Below are 24,856 nucleotides of genomic sequence, written 5' to 3'. Positions count from 1 at the left end.
CCTTGTGAGGCCCGGCGTCGTCCGGAGCATCGTTGCTGCCGGTCCACGTAGGCTCAACATCGTTGAACCGCGAGGGACTTGGAAGGCAGGACCATGTGGCGTGAGGAGCTGATCCGGCCGCTGCCGGAGCTGTTGAAGGAGCACGCCGAGCTGGCGGCGCAGCGGGTCGCCTACGCCGACTCCTCGCGCAGCGTCACGTACGCCGAGCTGGAGCGTCGCACCCGCGCACTGGGGGCGTATCTCACCCGGACGGGACTGCGCCGCGGGGACCGCATTGCGATCTGTCTCGGCAACTGCGTGGAGATGGTGGAGAGTTGCCTCGCCGTCCTGCGGGCCGGCATGGTCGGCGTCCCGCTCAATCCGCGGTCCTCCGACGCCGAGCTGGCCCACTTCCTCCAGGACAGTGGCGCCGGCTTCGTCATCACCGACGCCGCGCACCTCGCACAACTGCGGCGCCTTGGACAGCCGTACGACGGCTTGGGCGTCCTGGTCACCGGCACCGGCACCGGTCCGATACCGGACGGGGCCCAGTCGTTCCAGAGCGCGGCCGAGAGTGACGGGTCCGCGGAGATCGACATGCTCGGGCTCGACGATCCGGCCTGGATGCTGTACACGTCCGGCACCACCCACCGGCCCAAAGGAGTGCTGTCCACGCAGCGGGCCGCGCTGTGGTCCGTGGCCGCCTGCTACGCCCCGATCTTCGGCCTCTCGCCCGACGACCGCCTGCTCTGGCCGCTTCCGCTGTTCCACAGCTTCAGCCACTCACTGGCGATCCTGGGCGTGACGGCCGTGGGCGCCAGCGCCCGGATCGCCGGTGAGCTGCTGCCGCCGGGCGGCCTGCGGCAGGAACTGCTCACCGCCTACGAGGGGTTCGGCGGCCCCTTCACCATGCTGGCCGGCGTGCCCGCGACGTATCACCGGCTGGTCGACTCGGCCGGCGAGGCCCCGAGGGCGCTGCGGATGTGCGTCGTGGCCGGTGCGCCGAGTGGTCCCGCTCTGCGCGCGGCCGTGGAGGACACCCTCGGGGCGCCCCTGCTCGACGCGTACGGCAGCACCGAGACCTGCGGCATGATCGCGGTGAACCGTCCGGAAGGGCCCCGGGTCGACGGTTCCTGCGGGCCTCCCGTGCCGGGCGTCGACGTACGAGTCGTCGACCCGGGCAGCGGCGAGGACGTCCGGGACGGGGCCGAGGGCGAGGTCTGGGTGCGTGGGCCGGGCCTGATGACCGGATACCACGAGCAGCCCGAGGCGACGGCCGCCGCGCTGCGGGACGGCTGGTACCGCACCGGCGATCTCGGCCGCCGTGTCGAGTACGGCCATCTCAGGCTCACCGGCCGGGTCAGCGAGCTGATCATCCGCGGCGGCGAGAACATTCACCCGACGGAGATCGAACAGGTCCTGTCGCAGTGTCCCGGCGTGTCCGACGCCGTGGTCGTGGGTGTGCCGCACGACGTGCTGGGCGAGGTGCCGGTCGGCTTCGTCGTACCGGGTCCGGACGTGATCGACGCGCGGCGGGTGCTCGCCGAGTGCCGGGCCCGACTGGCCGACTACAAGGTGCCGGCCGAGATCCGCGAGATCGCCGCCGTCCCCCGTACCGCGTCCGGCAAGATCGCCCGACACGAGCTGGTCGTCCCCGCTCCGGCCGCCCCGGCCGCGGTCGAGGCCGGCCTGAGCGAACGGCTGCGCGCGCTCTCGCTCGACGAGCGGGAACGCGCGCTGCGCGAGACGGTCCTCATCGAGACGGCCGAGGTCTGCCGGCGAGCGCCGGGCGAGCTGCCTGACGCGGACAGTCCGTTCGCCGATCTCGGCATGACGTCCGTCGGTGCGGTCGAGCTGGTGGACCGGCTCGGTGCCCTGACCCGCCTGAACCTGCCGTCGACGCTGGTCTTCGACCATCCGACACCGGCCGAGGTGGCCCGGTACCTGCGCGCCGCGCTCTTCGAGGCCGAGCCCGTGCGGAACCCGCAGTCGTACGGCGGACAGGACCGGTCCCTTCAGGACGACCCCATCGCGATCGTCGCCATGGGCTGCCGGTATCCCGGTGACGTCAACTCACCCGAGGACCTGTGGGAGTTGGTGTCGCAGGGCCGGGACGCCATCTCGGAGTTCCCGACCGACCGCGGCTGGGACCTGGACGCCCTGTACGACCCCGATCCCGACCGGATTGGCACCTCGTACACGCGACACGGCGGATTCCTGCACCGGGCCGCGGAGTTCGACGCCGGGCTGTTCGGGATCTCGCCGCGCGAGGCACTCGCGATGGATCCGCAGCAGCGGCTGCTCCTGGAGACGTCCTGGGAGGTGTGGGAGCGGGCCGGGATCGACCCGGCGTCGCTGCGCGAGAGCGACACCGGCGTGTTCGTCGGCGTGATGCACGGCGACTACTCCGCCCGCTTCACCCGCTACCACGAGTTGGAGGCGCACCTGGGCCTGGGCTCGGCGGGCAGCGTGGCTTCCGGACGGATCTCCTATATGTACGGCCTGCGCGGTCCCGCGATCACGGTCGACACCGCGTGCTCGTCCTCGCTCGTGGCGCTGCACTGGGCCGCGCGGGCGCTGCGCTCGGGCGAGTGCTCGCTGGCGCTGGCCGGAGGGGTCACGGTGATGGCGACGCCCAAACCGTTCCTCGCCTTCAGCCGGCAGCGCGGGCTGTCGCCGGACGGGCGCTGCAAGTCGTTCTCGGCGGCGGCCGACGGTACGGCCTGGGGCGAGGGCGTGGGGCTCGTCCTGCTGGAGCGGCTGTCCGACGCGCGGCGGGCCGGCCATCCGGTCCTGGCCCTGCTCTGCGGCTCAGCCGTCAACTCCGACGGCGCGTCCAACGGACTCACCGCGCCCCACGGGCCGGCTCAGCAGCAGCTGATCACACAGGCGCTGGCGGACGCGGGGCTGCGCGGCGGTGACGTGGACGTGGCGGAGGCCCACGGCACGGGCACCCGGCTGGGCGACCCCATCGAGGCGCAGGCCCTCCTGGCCACGTACGGACAGGGCCGCGAGCAGCCGCTGTGGCTCGGGTCGGTCAAGTCCAACCTGGGGCACACGCAGGCAGCGGCCGGAGTCGCCGGAGTCATCAAAATGGTGCAGGCCATGCGGCACGGCGAACTGCCCCGGACCTTGTACGCCGACTCGCCCACACCGCACGTCGACTGGTCCTCGGGCCGGGTGGAACTGCTGACCGAGTCCCGGCCCTGGCCGGCCTCGGACCGCCCGCGGCGTGCGGGGGTCTCGGCCTTCGGGATCGGCGGGACCAACGCACATGTGATCCTGCAGGAGGCACCGGAGGCAGAGGGACCGGAGGCAGCGTCAGGGCCCCGGGCCGGGCTTTCGGAGGTCTCCCAGGAGACAGGCGCGTCGCCGCCCGTTCCGTGGCTGCTCTCCGCCGCCGACGAAACAGCCCTGCGCGCCCAGGCCCGACGGCTCGCGGCCGAAGCGGCGAACCGGCCGAGCCTGTCGCCCGCCGACATCGCCCACACCCTCGCGGTGTCACGCTCCGCCCTCACCCATCGTGCGTTCGTGCCGGCCGGTGACCGGACCCGGATGCTGGACGCGCTGAACGCGTTCGCGCAGGGCCGGGACGCACCCGGAGTCGTACGAGGACTGGCGGCCCCGGAGATCCGTACGGCCTTCCTGTTCACCGGGCAAGGTGCCCAGCGCCCTCGGATGGGCGCCGAACTGCGCGCCGCCTTCCCCGTCTTCGCCGAAGCCTTCGACGAGGTGTGCCGGTGCCTGGACGACGGTCTCCCACAGCCACTGAGCGAGGTACTGTCCGCCGAGCCGGGCACACCGGAAGCTGCTCTTGTCGACCGTACGGACTTCACGCAGGCCGCACTGTTCGCCTTCGAGGTGGCGCTGTTCCGGCTGCTGGAGTCCTGGGGCGTTCGAGCCGACCGGCTTGCGGGCCACTCCGTCGGCGAGTTGGCGGCCGCGCATGTCGCCGGTGTACTCGATCTGCCCGACGCGGCAACGCTTGTCGCCGCGCGCGGCCGGCTGATGCAGGCGTTGCCCGACGGGGGCGCGATGGTGGCGCTGGACGCGACCGAGGAGGAAGTACTCCCAGCGCTGGCGGAGTTGGGGGCGCGGGTGGCGATCGCATCCGTCAACGGGCCCCGTTCGGTGGTGATCTCGGGCGCGCAGGACGCCGTGCTCGCGGTCGCGGCCGGCTTCGAGGCCCGCGGTCGCAGGGCCGTACGGCTGCGGGTGAGTCATGCCTTCCACTCGCCCCTGGTGGAGCCGATGCTCGACGAATTCCTGGGTGTGGCCCGGGAGTTGACCTTCCGGCCGCCGTGCATCCCGATCGTCTCCACCGTGACGGGCAGACTCGCCGAGCCTGCGGAACTGTGCTCGCCCGAGTACTGGGCGCGGCACGCCCGGCAGCCCGTGCGCTTCGCCGACGCCGTGCGCCGGCTCGCGGACGACGGGGTCTCGGCCTACCTGGAACTCGGCCCCGGGCCCGTACTCACCGCGGCGGCCACCGACTGTCTGACCGACGCGTCCACGAGCGGCGCCGTTCTCGCCGTGGCCACGCGAGGCGGTGCGCACGAACCGGAGACGCTCCTGTCGGCCGTGGCCCGGCTGCATGTGGCGGGGGCCGCTGTCGACTGGACTGCGGTGTACGAGGGTTCCGGCGCGCGGCGCGTGGGTCTGCCGACGTACGCCTTCCAGCGGCAGCGGTACTGGCTGGACGCACCGCGCCCGGCGGCGGCCGGGGCAGGGGCGCTGCTGAGCCCGGCCTTCCCGGTGCCGGACACCGAGCGGACGGTGCTGACCGGGCTGTTGTCCCTGGCGGCCCACCCGTGGCTCGCGGACCATGTCGTCGCCGGGAGGGTGATCGTGCCGGCGACGGTGTTCGTGGAGATGGCCGTGCGGGCGGCCGACGAGACGGGCTGCGGAGCGGTCGACGACCTCGTGATGCTGTCGCCGCTCGCTCTGCCCGGTTCCGCGCGGGTGCGCGTGCAGGTCGTGGTGGGTGCGCAGGACGACTCGGGCCGGCGGCCGGTCGACATCTACTCCCGGCCGGAGGACTCGGCCGAGGATTCCGCCGAGGACGCCCCGTGGACCCGGAACGTCTCCGGTCAACTGGGCCGCGAGCGTGCGGCGGAGGGCGAGCCGACTCCGTGGCCGCCCCAGGACGCCGAGGCGGTGGATCTCACCGACGCCTACGCTGCCCTCGCCGATGCCGGGCTCGCGTACGGGCCTGCCTTCCAGGGCGTCGGCGCGGTCTGGCGGCGCGGCGACGACGTCTTCGCGGAGGTCCGGCTGCCCGCGTCACACACCTCGGAAGCGGGCCGCTTCGGAATCCACCCGGCGCTGTTCGACGCCGCGTTGCACGCGCCGCTGCTGGCCGCGCCCGGCGACGCGGGCACGGTGCGGGTGCCGTTCGCGTGGAGCGGAGTGAGCCTGCACGCCTCGGGAGCCACAGAGTTGCGGGTCAGGGTGACGTCGAAGGGCCCGGACACGGTCTCGCTGACCCTGGCCGACCCGTCCGGCCGGCTCGTGGCGCGCGTGGACTCGCTGGCCATCCGGGAACTCCCGGCCGACGGGGCTGACCGGGCCGACCGGGCCGACGTGACGGGCGACATTGCGGACGACATCGTACGAAGGTCTCTGCTGCGCCCTGAATGGGTCACCCTCGAACTCCCCGGCGACGCCGATACGCGTGCCTGGGCGGTGCGCGGGCCGGACGAGCTGAACCTCGCCGAGTTCCTGCCCGACGCCGTGCACCCCGAGTTCGTCGCCGTCACGGCTGTCGCCGCCGGTGGGTCCGGTTCCGATCCGCTGCCCGCCGTGCACGAGTTGACCGGCAGGGTGCTCAGGGCGCTCCAGGACTGGCAGGACGATCCGGGCGCGGCCGCCTCACGACTGGTCGTGGTGACGCGGGACGCCACCGGGCCGATGCCGGACCTGGCGGGTGCGGCGGTCTGGGGACTGGTGCGTACGGCGCAGTCGGAGCTGCCCGGTCGTGTCGTCCTGGTGGATGTGGACGGACGGCCCGAGTCGCTGCGGATGCTGCGGTCGGCTGTCGCCACCGGTGAGCCGCAACTCCGTGTGCGGGACGGGCAGCTGACGGTTCCACGACTGGCGGCGGTCGGTGATGGTGACGCCTCAGGCACGGGGTCCGCGTTCGGCGCGGGCGGCACGGTGCTCATCACCGGAGGCACCGGCGCGCTGGGCGCGGAACTGGCACGTCACCTGGTCGCCGAACACGGCGTACGGCATCTGCTGCTGACCGGACGCCGCGGGCCGCAGGCACCCGGAGCCAAGGAACTGCGCGACGACCTGGAGGAGTTGGGGGCGGAGCAGGTCGGCGTCGTCGCCTGTGACGCGGCCGACCGAGCCGCGCTGGCCGAGGTGATCAAGCGCTGCGAGCCGCCGCTGACCGCCGTGGTGCATGCCGCCGGGGTCGTCGACGACGGCGTGCTGGACTCCCTGACCCCCGAGCGGATGGCGACCGTACTGCGGCCGAAGGCCGACGCGGCCTGGAATCTGCACGAGCTGACCCGGGACATGGGTCTTTCGGCGTTCGTCGTGTTCTCGTCCGTCTCCGGTCTGCTGGGCCGGGCGGGCCAGGGCAACTACGCGGCCGCGAACTCCTTCCTCGACGCCCTCGCCCAGCGCCGCGCCGCCGAAGGACTGCCGACGCTCTCGCTGGCGTGGGGCCCGTGGGAGCACGCCGGCGGCATGGCGGGGGAGCAGCCCCGACAGCGCCCACAGCGCCCGGATCCACGTGACGTGCTCGTGCCGCTGTCCACACACCAGGGCCTGGCCCTGTTCGACGCCGCGCTGCGCTCGACGGAGCCGGTGCTGGCGCCGATCCTGCTGGACCGGGCGGCGCTGCGGTCCGGTGCGGGGCACCTGCCACCGCCGCTGCGCGGACTCGTCCGTCAGCACCGGCCGACCGCCGCGGCGTCGGCCTCCGGCTCCGCCGGCTCTCCTGGGCAGATGCTGGAGCCGGGAGCCTGGCGGAAGCGGCTGTCCCGCATATCCCCGGGAGAGCGGGAAGCGGCGCTCGTGGAGCTGCTGCGGGCCGACGTGGCCGCGGTGCTCGGATACTCGAACGCCGACGCGCTACCGGTCGGCAAGAGCCTCGCCGACCTGGGGTTCGACTCCCTCACTGCCGTGCAGGTCCGCAACCGGTTGAGCATGGCGCTGGTTCTCCGGCTGTCGGCGGCCGTGGTGTTCGAGCACCGCACGGCCGAGGAGCTGGCACGCCACCTGCTCGGCCTGCTGGACGAAGAACCGGCGCCCGCCGCAGCCGCCCCCGAGGCCACGGGGGCGCCGAAGGCCCCTGGGGCTGAGCGGCCCGCCTACACCCTCTCCTCGCTGTTCCGCACGGTCAGCGCCGGCGGACAACCGGTGGCGGCGGTGCACCTGCTCGTCACCGCGTCCTGGGCGCTGCCCACCTTCACGGCCGCCCGAGGCCGCGAGCACGCTCTGCCCCCGATCCGCCGCTCCCACGGCCGCCCCGGCTCCGGAAGGCCGACGGTCCTCTACTTCCCGGCCTACCATCCCTCGCTCGTATCGGGCGGAGGAGACTTCCCTCGCTTCCACCGCGCTTTCCAGGACGACCTGGACGTCCTGGAGTTCCCGCACCCCGGTATCGGCGCCGGTGCCGCCGTGCCCGAGGACCGCGCAGCGCTGGCGCGTACGCAGGCCGAGAGCGTGCTGCGGCACGTCGGGGACGGACCCTTCGTGGTCGTAGGACGGTCGGCGGGCGGCAACGTGGCGCAACTGGTGGCCCACGAGCTGGAGAACAAGGGCCGGGCACCGACCGGCCTGGTGCTGCTGGACACCTACCACATCACGCCGGACAACAGCGGCAAGGACTGGCTGCTGTCCCTGGCCGCCCCGCCGCCGCAGGACACCGGAGAGCCCGTCCTCACCGGGGACGACGACAGCGCCCTGGCCGCGATGGGGGCCTACAACCGGATCTTTCTCGACTGGGATCCCGAGCCGGTCGCCACACCCACGCTCCTGGTGCGCGCCCTGCGGCCCACGCCCGCCATGGCGGCCTCCGCGGACGCGGACGACTGGCGGACCTCCTGGCCCACGGCGCACGACGTCGTGGAGGTCCCCGGCGACCATCTGACGATGATGCAGGAACACGCGGAGACAACCGTGTCGGCGATCCGCACCTGGATCGACGCACGAACGGCGAAGGGGGACCAGTGAGTTCCGTGAATCCCGTGGGTTCTGAGAGTTCTGCGAGTTCTGCCAAGCCCACGCAGGACTTCGACGTCATCGTGGTCGGCGGCGGTCCGGCCGGGGCCACCGTCTCGGCGGCCGTCGCCCTGCACGGCCATCGTGTCCTCCTCGTCGAGAAGGAGACCTTCCCCCGGTACCAGATCGGCGAGTCCCTGCTCCCGTCCACCGTGCACGGTGTGTGCCGGATCCTCGGCGTCGAGGGCGAGATGGCCGCCGCGGGCTTCAAGCCGAAGCGCGGCGGCACCTTCCGCTGGGGCCGCAACCGCGACCCCTGGCAGTTCTCCTTCGCACTGTCGCCCCGGCTGGCCGACCCGACCTCCTTCGCCTACCAGGTCGAGCGGTCCCGGTTCGACGCGATCCTCCTCGACAACGCCCGCCGGGTCGGCGTCGACGTCCGGGAGGGCTGTCGCGTGACCGGAGTGCTCGCCGACGAGGGCGAGCAGGGGCGGGTCCGCGGGGTGCGCTGGACCGGCCCCGACGGCGAGATCCGCGAGGCCGCCGCCCGGTACGTCGTGGACGCCTCCGGCAACGGCAGCAGGATCCACCCGCACGTCGGCGGCAAACGGACCTACTCCGACTTCTTCCGCAACATCGCGGTGTTCGGCTACTTCGCCGGCGGCGCGCGACTCCCGGCACCGAACGACGGCAACATCTTCTGCGCCGCCTTCGACGAGGGCTGGATCTGGTACATCCCGCTGCGGGACGACCTGACCAGCGTCGGAGCCGTGGTCGCCCGCGAGAACGCCGAGGCGATCCAGCGGGACCCGGCGACCGCCTGGCGCCGTCTGATCGACGCCTGCCCGGAGGTACGCGGCTTCCTCGACGGCGTCCCCCAGGCCATCGAGCCGCCTTACGACCAGGTCCGCGTCCGCAAGGACTGGTCGTACTGGAAGTCACGGCTGTGGCGGCCCGGCATGGTGCTCGTCGGAGACGCGGCGTGCTTCGTCGATCCGGTGCTGTCGAGCGGGGTCCATCTCGCGACGTACGGCGGGCTGCTCGCCGCCCGGTCCATCAACGGCTACCTCTCCGCAGCCCTGGACGAGGACCGGCTGTTCGCCGAGTTCGAGGCCCGCTACCGGCACGAGTACGGCCTGTTCCACGACTTCCTGATCTCCTTCTACGACATGCACCAGGACGAACGGTCGTACTTCTGGAAGGCGCGCAAGGTCACCAACGGCTCGACGGAACTCGAGGCGTTCGTCGAGCTGGTGGGCGGTCTGGCGTCCGGCGACGCGTCGCTCACCGGGGCCGGGCCGGTGGGCGCACGGCTGACGACCGTCGCCGACGACTTCGAGCGGGCCGTGCGCCGCCTTCCCGACGCCGACGACCTGCGCAATCCGCTTTACGAGTCCAAGAGCTTCCGACAGGTGTTCCAGGAGGGGACCGCCCTCCAGGAACGCGGGCTGTTCGGCGGGCCGCTGGAGGAGGAGGCGCCGCTGCGGCCCGGCGGTCTGGTGGCGTCGGCGGACGGGCTGGCCTGGGTCGAACCTGAGGCGTAGTTGTCGTACCACTCGATGCCTCACGTCGGGGTTGTCGGGCCGGCTGCCCCGTCGTCCGGGGGCGTGTCCACGTCGGCCGGTGTCGGGGCGGGCTGCTGGATGGCCTCGGGCAGGGTCTGTTCGGCCCAGATCACCTTGCCCTGTGGGGTGTACCGGGTGCCCCAGCGCTCGGCCATCTGCGACACCAGGAACAGGCCCCGGCCTCCCTCGTCCGTCGTCGCGGCGTACCGCAGATGCGGTGAGGTGCTGCTGCCGTCGGCGACCTCGCAGATCAGCGTACGGTCGCGGATCAGCCGCACGTGGATCGGCCCGGCGCCGTAGCGGATGGCGTTGGTGATGAGCTCGCTCAGGATGAGCTCCATGGTGAAGCCGAGCTCTGACAGGCCCCACGCCTCGAGCTTTTCGGACACGGCGTCGCGCATACCCGCGACGGCGGCCGGGTCCGGTGGTACGTCCCAGTCGGCGATCCGGTCGGGCGGCAGTTCCCGCGTGCGGGCGACGAGCAGGGCGACGTCGTCCTTGGGGCGCTCGGGGAGCAGACTGTCCAGCACGTCCCGACAGGTCTCCTCGGGCGGTCGTCCGGGGTGGCCGCTCAGCGCGTCGCGCAGCAGCTCCATGCCCACATCCAGGTCGCGCCTGCGGTCCTCGATCAGGCCGTCGGTGTAGAGGACGAGCTGGGTTCCCTCCGCGAGGCACAGATCCGCGGTCTTGAACGGCATGCCACCGAGGCCCAGGGGCGGACCGGCCGGCACGTCCGGGAAGGTGACGGTTCCGTCAGGCTGGACCAGTGCGGGCGCCAGATGCCCCGCACGCGCCATGACGCAGCGGCGCGTCACGGGGTCGTAGATCCCGTACAGGCAGGTGGCGCCCACTACGCCCGCGGCGCTCTCGGCGGTCTCGTTCTGGTCGATGCGGCCGACCAGTTCGTCCAGATGGCTCAGCAGCTCGTCCGGCGGCAGATCGAGGGTCGAGAAGTTGTGCACCGCGGTCCGCAGCCGTCCCATCGTGGCCGCGGCGTGCAGGCCGTGGCCGACCACATCGCCGACGGCCAGTGCCACCCGGCTCCCCGGCAGGGGAATCACGTCGAACCAGTCTCCGCCCACGCCCGACTGGGCGGGGAGGTAGCGGTAGGCGATGTCGAGGGCGTTCTGCTCCGGCATGGCCTGGGGCAGCAGGCTGCGCTGGAGGGTGACTGCCAGGGCGTGCTCGCGGGTGTAGCGGCGGGCGTTGTCGATGCTGATCGCGGCACGGGCCACCAGCTCCTCCGCCAGCGAAAGGTCCTCCTCGTCGAAGCGCTCATGCGGCTGCGCGCGCCAGAAGTTGGCCATGCCCATCACGACGCCACGGGCCTGGATGGGGGCGGTGATGAGGGTGTGGATGCCGTAGTCGATGATCGCCTGGGCGCGCTCCGGGTCCTGCACGCGCCAGCCCGTGGCGGCCGGCAGGTCGCTCACCAACTGGGAGCGGCCGCTGCCGTAGCCGCGCGCCTGGGGTGTGGAGGGAAGATAGTCGAAGAGCCGGCCCAGTTCGGAGAGCGGATGGTCGTCGCGGACGCCGCACACGGCCGCGCGTCGCATGTCGGTCGCCGTGAGGGCCGGCTCCTCGCCGTGCAGGACGGCGTCGGCCAGGTCCACGGTGACGAAGTCCGCGAAGCGAGGAACGGGGACCCGCGCCAGCTCGTCGGCGGTGCGCAGCACGTCCAGGGTGGTACCGATGCGCAGTCCGGCGTCGTACAGCAGCCTGAGCCGCTCCCGTGCCACCTCCGCCCTGCCGGTCACCGCCTGCAGCTCGGTGGAGTCGCGCAGTGTCACCACCGTTCCCTTGGGGCCTCCCTTGCGATCCGTGGGACGCTTGTTGACGGCGAGCAGCCGTTCTCCGGCGAGGTGCACCTCGTCAGTGGCCTCGTGCCCGGAGGCGAGCAGCGCCTTCGTCTCGGGATCGAGGCCCGGCAGCTCCGAGACGAGCCGTCCCTCGACGTCCGGGGGCAGCCCCAGCAGTCGTCTGGCCTCGTCGTTCGCCAGCATCAGCCGCCCGTCGGCGGCCACGATCAGTACGCCTTCCCGAACGGAGTGGAGCACCGTGTCGTGGTGCTCGTACATCAGGGTCATCTCGTCCGGGGCCAGGCTGTGTGTCTGCCGCCGCAGCCGCCTGACCATCAGCGCCGTCACACCGGTGGACAACGCGAGCGCTCCGGCTCCGGCGCCCAGGATGATCGGTAGTTGCCTGTCCAGCTGACTTTCGACGCTCTTGACCTTCATCCCGGCCGAGACGAGGGCCACCACCTCGCCGTCGGCGTTCTTGATGGGGACCGTGGCCTGCACCTCGCGACCGAGCGGGCCGTTGACGCTCTCCACGTAGAGCCTCCCCGCCAGCGACGGCGCGATCTCGCCCACGAACCGCTTTCCGATCCGGTCCGGCAAGGGGTGCGTGTACCGGATGCCCTTGGTGTCCATGACCACGATGAAGTCGACGTCGGCGGCCCGTCGTGCCGCCTCGGTGAGTGGCTGGAGAATCTTGCTCGGGTCCGGGGTCTGCAATGCCGCCACAACGCCTGGTGAGTGCGCGAAGGTCTGTGCCACGGCCGTGGAGCGGCGCCTGGCCTCGGCGCTGGTGTCCCGCTCCGACTGCAGGACGAGAGCGAAGACGCAGCAGGCCACGAGCGCCACTACCAGAGCCACCTGGAAAACCAGCACCTGCCCGGCCACGCTCCGCGTGCTCTTGCCGATCAGGCGCTTGACCGAGAGGTGCTGAAAACGGGCGAAACGATTCGCCATGCGACCTTTCTAACACCGGTGATCCCAAGCGGCCAGACCCAGGCCCGATCCTCGCCCGGCCGGCCTCGGGCGTCTTTACGGCGGTGCGCCGTACGGCCTCGGTCCCTCCGGACGCGGGCCGTCCGCCGCAAACTCTCGCGTGCGGCGCATGATCCCTCCGTGCTCGATGTCCGCTTAGGCCGATATGATGCATTTTGTGATCATGTCTGCACGGCTGTGGCGCCGTCGCGCCGCCTACAGCGGCCGATGGGAAGCTGCCCGGCTGTCACCCGTGGTCCTGACCGTTCTCATCGCCGGTCTGGCGTTCTCCACACCCAGGGAGATCGCGGTCAGCCGCCTTCTGCCTGCCGCACCCGCCCTCGCCGCCGCGATGTGGCCCGTGCTCCCCACGATCCTGCTGGGGGCGTTCTGCCTGCTGATCATGATCGTCCTCAGTTTCTTCTACACCGACCTGGGGACGCAGTACACCTCGGCCGCGATCGTCGCGGTCACCTTGGCGGCCGCATACGCGAGTCATGTCCGACATCAGCGAGAGGAGATACTCTTCCAGGTCCGGCTCGTCGCCGACGCGGCCCAGAAGGTGCTGCTGCGCCCACTGCCGCGCCGCATCGAGGACATCGACATCGAGTCGCTGTATCTGGCGGCCCAGGAACAGGCTCGGATCGGCGGCGACTTCTATGAGGCGATCGGGACACCGTACGGGGTCCGGCTGCTCATAGGGGACGTACGAGGCAAGGGTCTGTCCGCGGTGGGGGCGGCCTCGGCGGTGATCGGCTGCTTCAGGGAGGCCGCGTACGACGAACCCGACCTGCGGGGCATCATCCACCGCCTGGAGACCACCGTCACGCGCCACAGCGCGGCGTTTCCCGTCCCGGACCAGCCCGAGCACTTCGCCACCGTTCTCCTCGCCGAGATCCCGTACGGCGGCGGCCACGTACGACTTCTCAATTGCGGGCATCCCCCGCCGCTGATCGCGCATTGCGGGAAGGTCCGGGTCCTGGAGCCCGCCGTCCCCTCCCCGCCCCTCAACCTGGCGGCGCTCATCGGTGACCGCTACTGGGTCGACATGGTCGCCTTCGTCCCGGGTGACCAGTTGCTGCTCTACACGGACGGAGTATCGGAGACCCGGGATCACGCAGGACAGTTCTTCCCGCTGTCGGACTGGATGCGACGGCAGGGCCAGGAGCAGCCCCGCGAGCTGCTCGACCAGCTGCACCGGGATCTGCTCCAGCACAGCGGCGGAAGGCTCGACGACGACATCGCCGCCCTCGCGCTGAGGTGCTCGACGCGCAGGATCGCGGAGGCGTCGACAGAGAATCGAGGCTGAGGGCCGTTCGGCGGCCTGGTGCACGCCATGGGCTCCGTCGAGACCGGGACTGGGACCGGGACCGGGACCGGGACTGGGACCGGGACCGGCGAGCCTGTCGTGTGCATCCACGGAATGTCGCATTCGTCGGCACGCTCTGTGCGGCGGTGACAAGGCGGCGCCGGAAACCTGTGTTCCTGTCAGCACTCCCTGAGGTCGGCTCGACCGAGTCCCTAGCGTCCGTGCCATGGACATGATTCGCAGCAGCAGAAGGACATGGCGCAGCGCCGCGCTGGCGGTGCTGTTGACCGTGGGGACGCTCACCGCGGCAGCCCCCGGAACCCGGGCGGCCGGTGCGCGGACGGAGATTCCGGTGTCGTCGACGTCTCCGGTCGCCGGGGTGCTCGAGTCGGCGGTGCGGGTGAAGGTGCCGTTGCCGGAGTCGGCCGGCCCTCGTCCGGCCGCGTGCGACTGGCTGTCGTACCTGCGCTACCGCGCTGCCGACGGGCCGGACGCCGCGGCCGACGCGGACCGGATCCTCGTCGCCCAGCCGGGCATCCTGGAGGGGGCCGGGGCGTTCGACAGCGTCGCCCGCAACACCGTGGCGGCCGCCGCCGCGCAGGGCCTGCACATCGAGTTCTGGGCCCTGGACCGGCGCTCCAACTGCCTGGAGGACCGCACCGGCATCGCCTCCGGCGACCAGCACACGGCCGTCGACTACTACTACCGCGGCAAGCAGGTCGACGGCCGGACCTTCGACGGCTTCGCCGGCAACGAGAAGCTGGGGTGGATGGCGCGGCTCGGCATCGAACAGACCGTCCGCGACCAGTACGACCTCCTCGCCGCCGAACTGCCCGACCAGGGGCTGCGGAAGCGGAAGGTGCTGTGCGGCGGTCACTCGCTGGGCGGCGTCATCACCGGGTACTTCGCCACCGCCGACTTCGACGGGAACGCGGCCACCGCGACCGACGCCGGACACAACCAGTGCGCCGGCCACTTCGCTCTCGACACCACCGTCTCCACCTCGCTGGCCGACCTCAGCGGCAGCATCCCGGACGACACCGACCTCCCCGATGTCGGGCTCGGTCATGGCGTCGTGCAGGCCGGCCTCGACAGCGGGGCGCTGCCGCGCTCGCTGTCCGCGCCGGTGCTGCTCAACCCCGAGACCATGACACTGCTCGCCATCGCAGGCCTCGGCGCCCTGAACGCCCCCGCAGCCGAGGCCGACCTGCCCCGCTACCTGCCCTCCAACCTAAACATCGAGGCCACCAACCGCTTCCTCTTCTCCAAGGACACCGCCGCCTTCCTCACCGGCTCACCCGGCGTGAAGGACTTCCGGCTCACCAACGCCGCAGTGCTCGGCGCGCTGCTCGACGACAACTCCGTACCGCTGGCGTTTTTGCAGAGCAGCGTCGGATTCCTCGACGGCGGTCCGGTCGCCGACAAGAACTTCCCCGTCGCCAACGGAAGCGCGCAGCAGCCCGGCCTGTACGGCACCGACTACAAGGCGATCCCGGACCGGCCGCACGGGCCGCTCTACACATGGCGCAATTACGACCGTGTCGGCGACCCCGACGACCCCGGGTACCGGTCGGCCGACGGCACGCCCTTCACCGCCGCCGGCAAGGAGGTCACCGACATCCAGGAGCTGGCCCGCAGTCTCGCGGAGCAGCCGCTGGACTTCACCGAGCAGTACTTCCCCACCAAGCTGGTCACCGACCTCCAGCTGGCGACCTCGCCGCAGGTGAAGAGGCTCGTCGTGCATCCGGACGGGCTCACCGCCAACCCCACCCTCACGGTCCTCGCGGGCGACGGACTTCTCACGGGCCGTGTCCCGGCCGACCTGCACCCGCTGATCGCCGACGGCTACCAGCACCTCGATGTGCTGACCGCCGCGCCCGTGCAGAACAACGGGCGGCCCGAACCCGTCTCCACCAACCTCGCACGGTTCGCCAGGACCCCGCAGTAGCCGTACAGGGAAAGGGCCCGGGAGGAATCCTCCCGGGCCCTTGGCACGGGCGATGGCCTACGGCTCAGACCTTGCCCGCGGCGAACGTGGCCGCCGCGTCCGCGTCGGCCGTGTAGCCGAGGTGGGCCCCCACGTCGGTCCCGCCGTTCTCACAGATGGGGTCGCCCTTGGCGCAGAAGTCGATCGTGCGGCTCTGGTAGGTACCGGTGACGCTCTTGCCGAGGGCCCGGATGGGGTTGCCGAACAGCAGCACCGCGGCGACCTTCGGTTCGACCGCGGTCGGCAGGGCCGCCACGATGGGGGAGCCGACCACCGCGCCCTCGCTGCTGATACCGATGGAGTTGTCGACGACGTTCGCACCCTGCGAATAGCCGACGAGGACGAAACGCTGGTTCGGACAGGCGGCGGCCTGCTGATTGACATGATTCACCAGATCCGCGTTGCCCTGTGCGGCCGACGTCAGGGAAAGATCCGCGGGGTAGTTCACCTTGTAGCTGGAGAGGGATTTTCCGGTGATTTTCTTCTGCAGGGCGGAATACACGGGGTCGCCGACGATGAAGCCGAGCGTGCCCGGTTCGAACGTGCCGCGGGCCGCGACGACGTCGATGTCCGTGCAGGCCGCGGCCGAGGCCGTGGGCGTCGAGAGGGTGACGATTCCGGCTCCGCCGAGCAGCGAGAGCGCGGCCGAGAACAAACGGATACGCATGGGATCCTCCGCGATGGGGGCGCGGGATGCGCCTGCGAAAAAGGACTGCCCGAACGTATTCGCTGTACTTGGCCAGGTGTTATGGACGGGATTATGGAAGTGCCGCGATTTTTTGTCGCCGGATGAGTACGGGAAATCAGTCCTGCCGGTTGTGCATGGATTCCGCGCGCAGCGCCAGGATCAGTTCGAGGCGGGTGTCCGGATCGTGCAGGGCGTCGCCGAACAGCTTCTCCAGCTGGCGCAGCCGGTAGCGGACCGTCTGCGGATGGATGTGCAGCCGGGCGGCGACGTCCGGGACGTTGCTGCCGCTGAGCAGCCAGGCCAGCAGCGTCTCGGCGAGCCGGGGGCGCTGCCCCGCCGACACCGCGTCGAGCGGGGTGAGGGCGCTGGTCCGCAGCCGGCCGAGCAGCGGTTCGTCGGCGTGCAGCAGCAGCGTCGACAGATGGTCGGCGCAGCGCACCACGTCCTGCCGGGGCAGGACTCCGCGCCCCATCAGCCCCAGCGCGCGGGCGGCCCAGCGCAACGACTGCGCGGCCTCGGTGAGCGGCACCGTCGGGCCGATCGCGGCCGGACGTCCCCGCAGGGCGAGCGCGAAACTGCGGCCGGCCCACCGCCCCGAGCCGTCGGGATCGGGCACCAGCATGCGGGGCGGCCGCGACTCCATGTCCACCAGCGCCCCCGCCGAGGCCAGCGGCCGGTTCTCCTCGCGCCGGTCGGGGGCGGCCGCGAGCGCGACGACGGCGACCTGCCGCGGCACCGTCCACCGTGCGCTGTGCGCCAGCTTCTGCACCGCTTCCGGGACCACCGGGCCCTCGCCCAGCAGCAGGTCGAGCAGTCGCCGGCGGCGCCGCTCCAGCTCGTCCGAGCTGCGCAGCTGCCCCTCCGCGAACCCGGCCGCGGCCGCCTCCGCGACCTCGTGCACCGTCTGGAACGCCAGCTCGCCCAGCGCGGCCACGACCGTCGAGTCCAGCCCGAGGGTCTCCGCTGTGCGCCCCATGCAGCGCCAGGCGTGCATCCCGCCCACGCGCAGTGCGCACTGCAGCACGTCCAGGCTCCGGCCCTCCTGGGCCACACCACGCCCCAGGGCGTAGTACGTCGCGGCGATCGCTTCCCCGTCGTCGCGCGGATCGGCGATGTGGTCCACGAACAGGGTCAGCGCCTGCACCACCCCGTCCCGCAGGTTCCTGCCGTACGGGCCGTCGGGCGGCTGCGCGTACTCGGGAACCTGACGGCGGACCTCCGCCTCCACCTCATCGGCGACGGCGGCGAGTTGGGCACGCAGCAGCTCGGCCAGCTCAGCCGGTACCGGCGTGGCCCCGGAACCGTTCGTCAGGTCGTGCGGGGTGGGGAACGCCATCGCGGAGACTCCTTTCGCCCGGAATCTGCTCGCCCGCGCGGTGTTGCCCGTGGGGCGAGTGGGGCGTCCTTGGTCGGACGGATGCCCCCTCCGGTCCGTTCCGTGCCCCCACGGCACCGACATCACTCCGGTACGCCCAGGGCGCGGGCGAGCATCGGCCACGACGCGGTGAACTCTCTTTTCCAATAAGCCCAGTTGTGTCCTCCTCCCGCGTAGAAATGACGGCCCACCGGGATGCCGAGACGGGCCAGCGCGTCGGTGAAGCTGTGCGCCGAGGGCCACAGCGCGCTCTCCAGCGCCTCGGGCAGCGGATCGCCGCCGCCCCCGAACAGACCACTGCCCTGCGAGACGTACAGGGCGGTACCGCGCAGCCCTTCGGCTCGTGTGCGGGGATTGAAGTCCCGCCAGGTCAGGAGGTTCAGGATCGGATGCCCCCACAGGGAGGCGGCCGGCAGTTTCTCCCGGGCCACGATCGCGTCCACGATGGGGGGCACTCCGGGCGCGGTGGTGTCCAGGACACCGCTGTAGGAGGCCGCGGCGGCGAACACGCCCGGATGCCGGGCCGCGTGCGCCATCGCCCCGTACCCTCCGGTCGAGACACCGGCGACGGCCCGCACGCCGGAGGCCCGGTAGTCGCCGGCGAGCAGCGCGGGAACCTCCTTCACCTGGAAGGTCTCGTAGTCGGAGCCGTCACGCCAGACGCTGGGAATGCCCGTCGGGCCGGCGTCGGGCATCGCCACGATCAGGTCGCGGCCCTCGGTGAAGGCCTCGATGTCCGTCTCCCGGGTCCAGGACGTGTGGTCGTCGTGGGCGCCGTGCAGCAGATACAGGACCGGATAGGTCCGCGCCGGCTCCGTGTCGAAGCCCGACGGCAGGATCAGCCGCACCGGTGCGTTGCGGCCCAGGGCGGCGGAGGACACGGACAGCTCGAAGGTGCGGGGTCCCAGCCGGGTCGCAGCCCGGGCGCGACCGGTGCCGGTCGTGGTGCCGAACACAGCGGCCAGACCGGCGGCGGTCGCCGCCTTGGCGACAGTGCGCCGGGACACTCCGATGGTGCGGTCGGGCATGGCGGCTCCTCGGATTCCAATTCAGGGGGAGAGGGTGCGCTCGGCGAGCGCCCGGTTCAGATGGGCGGCGATCTCGTCGACGTACGGCGGGTCGAGCAGCGCCAGATGGTGTCCGGTCACCCGTACGACCTCCAGACCCGGGCACACCTCGTCCCAGCCCAGCGCCTCGTCGTCGCGCTCGTACGCCGGGTCGCGCACCGTGTGCGGCGCCGGCTCGGTGGCGCGGTAGAGCAGTACTCGGCCGTCGTACCGTCCCGGCCGGTGCGCCTCGCCGATCCTCAGGTCGAGGTAGGAGGCGCGCTGGTGCTCCAACGCGGCGCGCGGCACGTCGACGGCCTCCCGCACGGCCCGGAGCACGGCGTCGACACGGTCCCTGTCGTCGTCCATCGCCACCAGGTCGTCGTACGGCAACTCCAGCCGCACACCGTAGGTTTCGGCGACGTGCCCCGCGAACCCCTCGAAGTGGGCCCGGAGCCGGTCGGCCGGCGTCAACTCAGGCCGGGGAAGGGGCCGTACCGAGTCGATGAGCACCACCAGCGGCACGTCCCGTCCGGCGGCGGCCAGCTGCCGTGCGGTCTCCTGGGCGACGAAGCCGCCGAAGGACCAACCGCCCAGCAGCACGGGCCCGTCGGGGTGTGCGGCACTGATCGCCTCGGCGTAGCGGCGCGCCTTGTCCGCCACCGTGCGGGCCTCGTCGATCCGGTCGAGCCCGAACACCGGCTGCTCGGCGCCCAGCCCTTCGGTGAGCGCCTGATACACGGTGGTCGGACCGCCGGCCGCGTGCACGAGGAACAGCGGGGGCCGGGAGCCGGTGGCGCGCAAGGGACGAGGGGACACGCCACCGGCCGACTGGGGGAGGGCCTGCTCGACACGGACAGCCGCCTCGGCGACGGTGACGGCACCGAGCAGGTCTCGCAGGGGCAGTTCGACGCCGAACTCACGCTCGACGGCCGTACGGACACGGACCGCCATGAGGGAGTCCAGGCCGAGGTCGGAGAGCGCGGCGGTGGGGGTGATACGGGTCGACGGGTGGCCGGTCACGGCGGCGATGTGATGCATCAGGCGGGCCAGTAGCGGGGAGTGCTCCGCCAGGTTCGCGTGAGTGTCGTACCCGTCCACGGGCGAGGCCGCGCCGACCTGCGCGTGGCTACCGCCACGTTCCGCCGTGCCCGAGTCGCCGCCCGTGTGCCGTTCGACCGACGCCGGCTCACCCGCCGGCCGCGACACCACCGGCCCGCTCACCGCCCCCGCCCTCCCGTCCGTCCACCAGTGGCGCACATGCCGCCAGCGCGGACCGGGCAGGTCGATGACCCGGCCGGGTGGCAGCGGCAGCCGCTGCCCCGCCGCGTACAGGGCGCCCAACTGCCCGGCGAACGCCGCCGATCCGTCCGCGTCACGGCGCAGCGTGGCCAGCGCGAGCGCGCCGGGCACCGTGGCGGTGAGGGCGCCCGTGAGCACCGGATGGGGCGAGATCTCGACGAACGCGGTGTGTCCGTCGGCGGCCGCTGCCGCGACGGCCCGGTCCAGGTGTACGGGCCGTCGCAGGTTGGCGGCCCAGTGGTCGGCGTCGAACGCGCTCTCGCCGCGGGGGTCGTCGAGGACGGTGGAGTACACGGGGACGCGCGCCCGGCGCCCCCGCACACCGGCCAGCGCATCGGTCAGCTCCGGCAGCAGCGCGTCGACCTGCGGGGAGTGCCCGGCGCCCACGACCCGCATCGCCCGGACGCCTCGGCCCTCCTGTTGGAGACGGCTCACCAGACGCTCCACCGCTGCCTCAGCTCCTGCCACGACCTTCTGCCGCGGCGAGGAGTGAACGGCGACATGGACCCCGGGGAAGTCCCGTTCCAGGTGGTCGAGTTCGGAGTCGTCCAGGTCGACGACGGCCATCGCACCGCCCCGCAGCCCGCTCAGCAAGCGAGCGCGTACGGCGATGACCCGCGCCCCGTCGGTCACATCCAGGGCACCCGCGCACACACTTGCCGCCACCTCGCCCATGGAGTGGCCGATCACGGCCGTGGGCTCGACACCGTACGAGCGCCACAGTTCGGCGAGTGCCAACTGCAAGCCGAACAGCAGGGGCTGGGCGGTCTCCAGGCGGTCCAGGCCGGTACCGGACGCCAGGTGGTCGTACAGTGACACGCCGCCGCACTCCCCGGCGAGCTGCGGGTCGAGCTTCTCCACGGCGGCGGCGAACGCGGGTTCCTCGGCGAGCAGCCGGCGTGCCATGCCGGGCCACTGGGTGCCGTACCCGGAGAAGACCCACACCGTGCCGGGGCCCACAAGGTCCCGGTCACCGGTCGCGATCCGCCCGTCCGGGCGGCCGGCTGCCAACTCGTCCAGGGCGATGGCGAGTTCGTCACGGTCACGCGCCACGACCGCGGCACGTACGGGTCCGCGGCCGGTGCGCCCGGCGAGTGTGCGCGCCACGTCGGCGGGGTGCGCGACGCTCCCCTCGGGCGTTCGAAGCCATGCGGCGAGCCGGCCCGCGGTGTCGCGGACCCGCTCGATGTCGGCGCCGGAGAAGAGGTGCAGACGGGCGGCGGGCTCGTCAGCAGAGGGAGAGGGCGGGCTGACGGGTCGCCATTCCTCCAGCACGACATGGGCGTTGGTGCCGCCGAAACCGAAACCGGAGACTCCGGCGGTGGCGGTGCCGCCGTAGCGGGGCCACGGTTCGGGCTCATTCACGACGCGCAGCCGGTCGTCGCGCAGGGCGCTGCCGTCCGCGCTGTGCAGGGAGGGCGGGATGAGGTCGTGGTGCAGGGCGAGCACGGTCTTCACCAGGCCGGCCACTCCGGCGGCGGACTCCAGGTGACCGAGGTTGCCCTTGACCGAGCCCAGCAGCAGCGGCTGATCGGGGTCGCGGCCGGGCGCGAGGACCGCGCCGAGTGCGCCCGCCTCGATCGGGTCGCCCAGCGGGGTGCCGGTACCGTGCGCCTCGACATGGTCGACGTGCGCCGGGTTGAGCCCGGCCCGCGCGTAGGCCGTCTCCAACAGGGCGCGCTGGGCTGCCGGGTTGGGGGCCATGAGACCGTTCGACCGGCCGTCGGAGTTGACGGCCGTCGTACGGATCACGGCCAGCACCCGGTCGCCGTCGCGCTCGGCGTGGGACAGCCGCTTGAGGACCACGGCCGCACAGCCCTCGCCGCGCCCGATGCCGTCGGCCGCCGCCGAGAACGGCTTGCACCGGCCGTCCGGTGCGAGGGCGCCCGCCCTCCGGAAGGCGACCGTGACGGCGGGCGACAGCAGCAGATTGACCCCGGCGGCGATCGCCGTGTCGCTCTCACCCGCCCGCAGGCTGACGCAGGCGTGGTGCACCGCGACCAGCGAGGACGAGCAGGCGGTGTCCACAGCCAGACAAGGCCCGCGCGTGTCCAGGACGTACGCCAGCCGCCCCGCGGTGACGCTCAGGGCCGCACCGGCGGGCGCCCACGGGTCGACGGCGGCCGGATCCGCGCCCGTGAGCTGTCCGTACTCCGGGGCGGAGACCCCGACGAAGACGCCGGTGGCGGTCCCCGCCAGGGACGCGGCCGGAACGGCGGCGTGGTCGAGCGCCTCGTGGACGACCTCCAGCAGGATCCGCTGCTGGGGGTCCATCACGGCGGCCTCGCGCGGGGTGATGCGGAAGAAGTCCGCGTCGAACCCGGCGATGTCGTCCAGGTAACCGCCGTAGGGATGCGCATCTGCGGGCGGGAAGGCGGTGAAGTCCCGCCAGCGGTCCTCGGGCACGCGCCGGATCGCGTCCACGCCCTCGCACAGCAGCCGCCAGTAGTCGCCGGGCCCGTGCACCCCGCCGGGCAGCCGGCAGCCGACGCCGATGACCGCGACGGGCTCGGCGGGCGATCCGGGCGCCATGACGAGCGGCGCGGGCCCCGGGGCCGTACCGCACAGCCGCGCCACCAGCGCCTCCCCGGTCGGCGCCTCCCACAGCAAGGTCGGCGGCAGTTCGCAGCCCGTGGCGCGGGACAACTCCCCGGCCAGGGCGACCGCGTCCCGCGAGGACATGCCGAGGTCCGCGAGCTGCTGGTCCATCGGGACGTCCTCGGGCGCCGTGCCGTGCCAGGAAGCCACCCGCTCGGCGATCAGCCGACGCAGCGCCGCCGCGTCGACGCGCCTCATCGTGCGGCCCTCGACGTGGCACCCGCTGCGGTGTCGGTTGGTGGCGTGCCGCCCGCCTTCGCGTCGCCGCCCTGCGTGTACGCACCCTCCACGTATCGCGCCCGCGTCAGAGCCCGCGACACCTTCCCACTGGAGGTCCGCGCCACCGTGCCCGGCGGCACGAGCACGACGTCGGCGAGCCGCAGCCCGTGCCGCGCGGAGACGGCGCCGCGCACGGCCCGCACCACGGCCCGCACATCGAGCTCGGCCAGGGACACGGTCCGTACGTGCTCGGCCACCACGACCGCCCGCTCACCCGCGGCACCGGGCACGGCGAAGGCGGCGAGACGGTCGCGGCGCACAGCCGGATGCGCTTCCTGGGCCGTGGCCTCCAGGTCCTGCGGGTAGTGGTTGCGACCGTCGACGATGACGAGGTCCTTCAGCCGCCCGGTGACGATCAACTGCCCGTCCAGCACCGCGCCCAGGTCGCCGGTACGCAGCCACCGCCCACCCGGCGCGTCCGAGCCGCCGGCGAACTCCGCCCCGAAGACCCGCTCGCTCTCCTCCTCCCGATTCCAGTAACCGCGGCCGACGTTGGGCCCCTGCACCCAGATCTCCCCGACCTCCCCCTCGGACAGGACGGCACGGGTGACGGGGTCGGCGATCCGGACCCGCTGGCCGGCCGGGGTGCCGCAGCCCGCCAGCAGCACGGCCCTGGGGTCGTCGGGCCGTGCGGGCAGGGCCTTCCCGGAAGCCAGGGCGTCCCGGTCGAGAGCGAACCGGCCGAGCGGCTCACCGGGCCGGGCGGCACTGACGAAGACGGTGGCCTCGGCGAGCCCGTACGAGGGACAGTGGGCCGTGGCGGGCAGGCCCCGGTCGGCGAAGGTGGCGTGGAAGCGGTCGGCCGTGCCCGGGCGGACCGGCTCGCTGCCGTTGATCAGCGCGGTGACACTGTCGAGACGCAGATCCGTCTTCTGGTCGTCGGTGACGGCGCCGACGCAGTAGTCGTAGGCGAAGTTGGGCGCTGCGCTCACGGTTCGCGGGTGCGCGCCGAGCAGCCGGAGCCAGCGCACGGGCTCGTTCAGGAAGGCGGCCGGGTCCATCAGCACCGACAGCACACCGCGCACCACGGGTGCGGCGACGCTGAGCACCAGCCCCATGTCGTGGTAGAGCGGCAACCAGCCCACGCAGGTCACCGGATGGGCGTCGGCGCCGTAGGCGGTCAGCGCCTGCCGGGCGTTGGCGACGACGTTGGCGTGGGTGATCTCCACGCCCGCCGGTGCACGCGTCGAACCGGAGGTGTACTGGAGATAGGCGATCGCCCCGGCATCCGCGTCGACCGGCCGCCACCCCTGGGCGTCGTCGTCAGGCACCTCGTCGGCACAGACGATCCGCATCGGCTTGTCGGCGCCGTTCACCGCCCGCTCACAGAGATCCCGCACCTCCTGCCGTACGCGACTCGTCGTCACGACGGCCGCCGGACGTGCGTCGGCCAGGACACCCGAGAGCCGGTCCGAGTGCCCGGGCAGGCCGGGCGGATACAGCGGTACGGCGACCAGCCCGGCGGTGAGCGCCGCCAGGAACCCGGTGACGTACTCCGTGCCCTGCGGACACAGCAACGCGACACGCGCGCCCGGTTCGGCCTGCTCGGCGAGGCGGGCGGCGAGGGCGCGCACGCGCAGGTCCAGGCGTCGCCAGGTCAGGGTGCGGTGGACGCCGCGTGAGTGCGGTGCCGGGTACTCGACGAAGGTGAACGCCCGGCGGTCGGGGGTGGTTTCGGCCCAGTGACGTACGTACTGGGGCAGGGTCCGGCACGCGGGCGCGAGTGGGGGGCGGCGGCTGTCCATCTGGTGTGGCTCCTGACGTCGCGGGATCGGCGGGAGG

10 protein-coding genes are annotated in these 24,856 nt (G+C 72.5%); 4 read left to right on the top strand and 6 right to left on the bottom strand.

All coding sequences use genetic code 11. The annotated features are described in order from the left end of the window. Positions 1 to 93: 93 nt before the first annotated feature. Both EHO50_RS12190 and EHO50_RS12185 read left to right on the top strand, forming a co-directional pair. Positions 94 to 8,166 carry a type I polyketide synthase gene (locus EHO50_RS12190; protein WP_128429913.1) on the top strand — a complete coding sequence of 2,691 codons (8,073 nt, stop codon included), beginning with the start codon at positions 94 to 96 and terminating at the stop codon, positions 8,164 to 8,166. A gap of 14 nt (positions 8,167 to 8,180) precedes the next feature. After that, positions 8,181 to 9,698, top strand: coding sequence for a tryptophan 7-halogenase (locus tag EHO50_RS12185; protein ID WP_128429912.1), 1,518 nt, complete (start codon positions 8,181 to 8,183; stop codon positions 9,696 to 9,698). A gap of 20 nt (positions 9,699 to 9,718) precedes the next feature. On the opposite strand, the gene EHO50_RS12180 is transcribed toward EHO50_RS12185, so the two are convergent. Further along, the gene (locus EHO50_RS12180; protein ID WP_181449603.1) at positions 9,719 to 12,472 is read right to left on the bottom strand and encodes a SpoIIE family protein phosphatase; all 2,754 of its coding nucleotides are present in this window, start codon (positions 12,470 to 12,472) and stop codon (positions 9,719 to 9,721) included. A 202-nt stretch (positions 12,473 to 12,674) separates the two neighbouring features. Here EHO50_RS12180 and EHO50_RS12175 point away from each other — a divergent pair, with 202 nt between their 5' ends. Beyond that, positions 12,675 to 13,799 (top strand): PP2C family protein-serine/threonine phosphatase, encoded by a 1,125-nt coding sequence (locus EHO50_RS12175; RefSeq protein WP_164904821.1) that lies wholly within the window; start codon positions 12,675 to 12,677, stop codon positions 13,797 to 13,799. 226 nt (positions 13,800 to 14,025) lie between these two features. Beyond that, positions 14,026 to 15,747 carry a hypothetical protein gene (locus tag EHO50_RS12170; protein WP_181449602.1) on the top strand — a complete coding sequence of 574 codons (1,722 nt, stop codon included), beginning with the start codon at positions 14,026 to 14,028 and terminating at the stop codon, positions 15,745 to 15,747. 64 nt (positions 15,748 to 15,811) lie between these two features. On the opposite strand, the gene EHO50_RS12165 is transcribed toward EHO50_RS12170, so the two are convergent. The 5 genes from EHO50_RS12165 to EHO50_RS12145 form a co-directional block, all read right to left on the bottom strand. Next, the gene (locus EHO50_RS12165) at positions 15,812 to 16,453 is read right to left on the bottom strand and encodes a cutinase family protein (RefSeq protein ID WP_128429911.1); all 642 of its coding nucleotides are present in this window, start codon (positions 16,451 to 16,453) and stop codon (positions 15,812 to 15,814) included. 136 nt (positions 16,454 to 16,589) lie between these two features. Then, positions 16,590 to 17,810, bottom strand: coding sequence for a PucR family transcriptional regulator (locus tag EHO50_RS12160; RefSeq protein ID WP_128429910.1), 1,221 nt, complete (start codon positions 17,808 to 17,810; stop codon positions 16,590 to 16,592). 122 nt (positions 17,811 to 17,932) lie between these two features. Then, positions 17,933 to 18,877 (bottom strand): alpha/beta hydrolase, encoded by a 945-nt coding sequence (locus tag EHO50_RS12155; protein WP_128429909.1) that lies wholly within the window; start codon positions 18,875 to 18,877, stop codon positions 17,933 to 17,935. 21 nt (positions 18,878 to 18,898) lie between these two features. Next, positions 18,899 to 22,993 (bottom strand): type I polyketide synthase, encoded by a 4,095-nt coding sequence (locus EHO50_RS12150; RefSeq protein WP_128429908.1) that lies wholly within the window; start codon positions 22,991 to 22,993, stop codon positions 18,899 to 18,901. Continuing rightward, a complete protein-coding gene (locus tag EHO50_RS12145) occupies positions 22,990 to 24,819 on the bottom strand; it encodes a fatty acyl-AMP ligase (protein ID WP_128429907.1) in 1,830 nt (609 codons plus the stop codon). Before EHO50_RS12145 ends, EHO50_RS12150 begins: the two co-directional genes overlap by 4 nt. Positions 24,820 to 24,856: the final 37 nt, after the last annotated feature.

The sequence above is a fragment of the Streptomyces cyaneus genome (genome assembly GCF_004028635.1).
In the GTDB taxonomy this organism is placed as follows: domain Bacteria; phylum Actinomycetota; class Actinomycetes; order Streptomycetales; family Streptomycetaceae; genus Streptomyces; species Streptomyces cyaneus.
The sequence above is the reverse complement of the archived record's forward strand: the minus strand, read 5'-3'. Positions and strand labels throughout refer to the sequence as shown.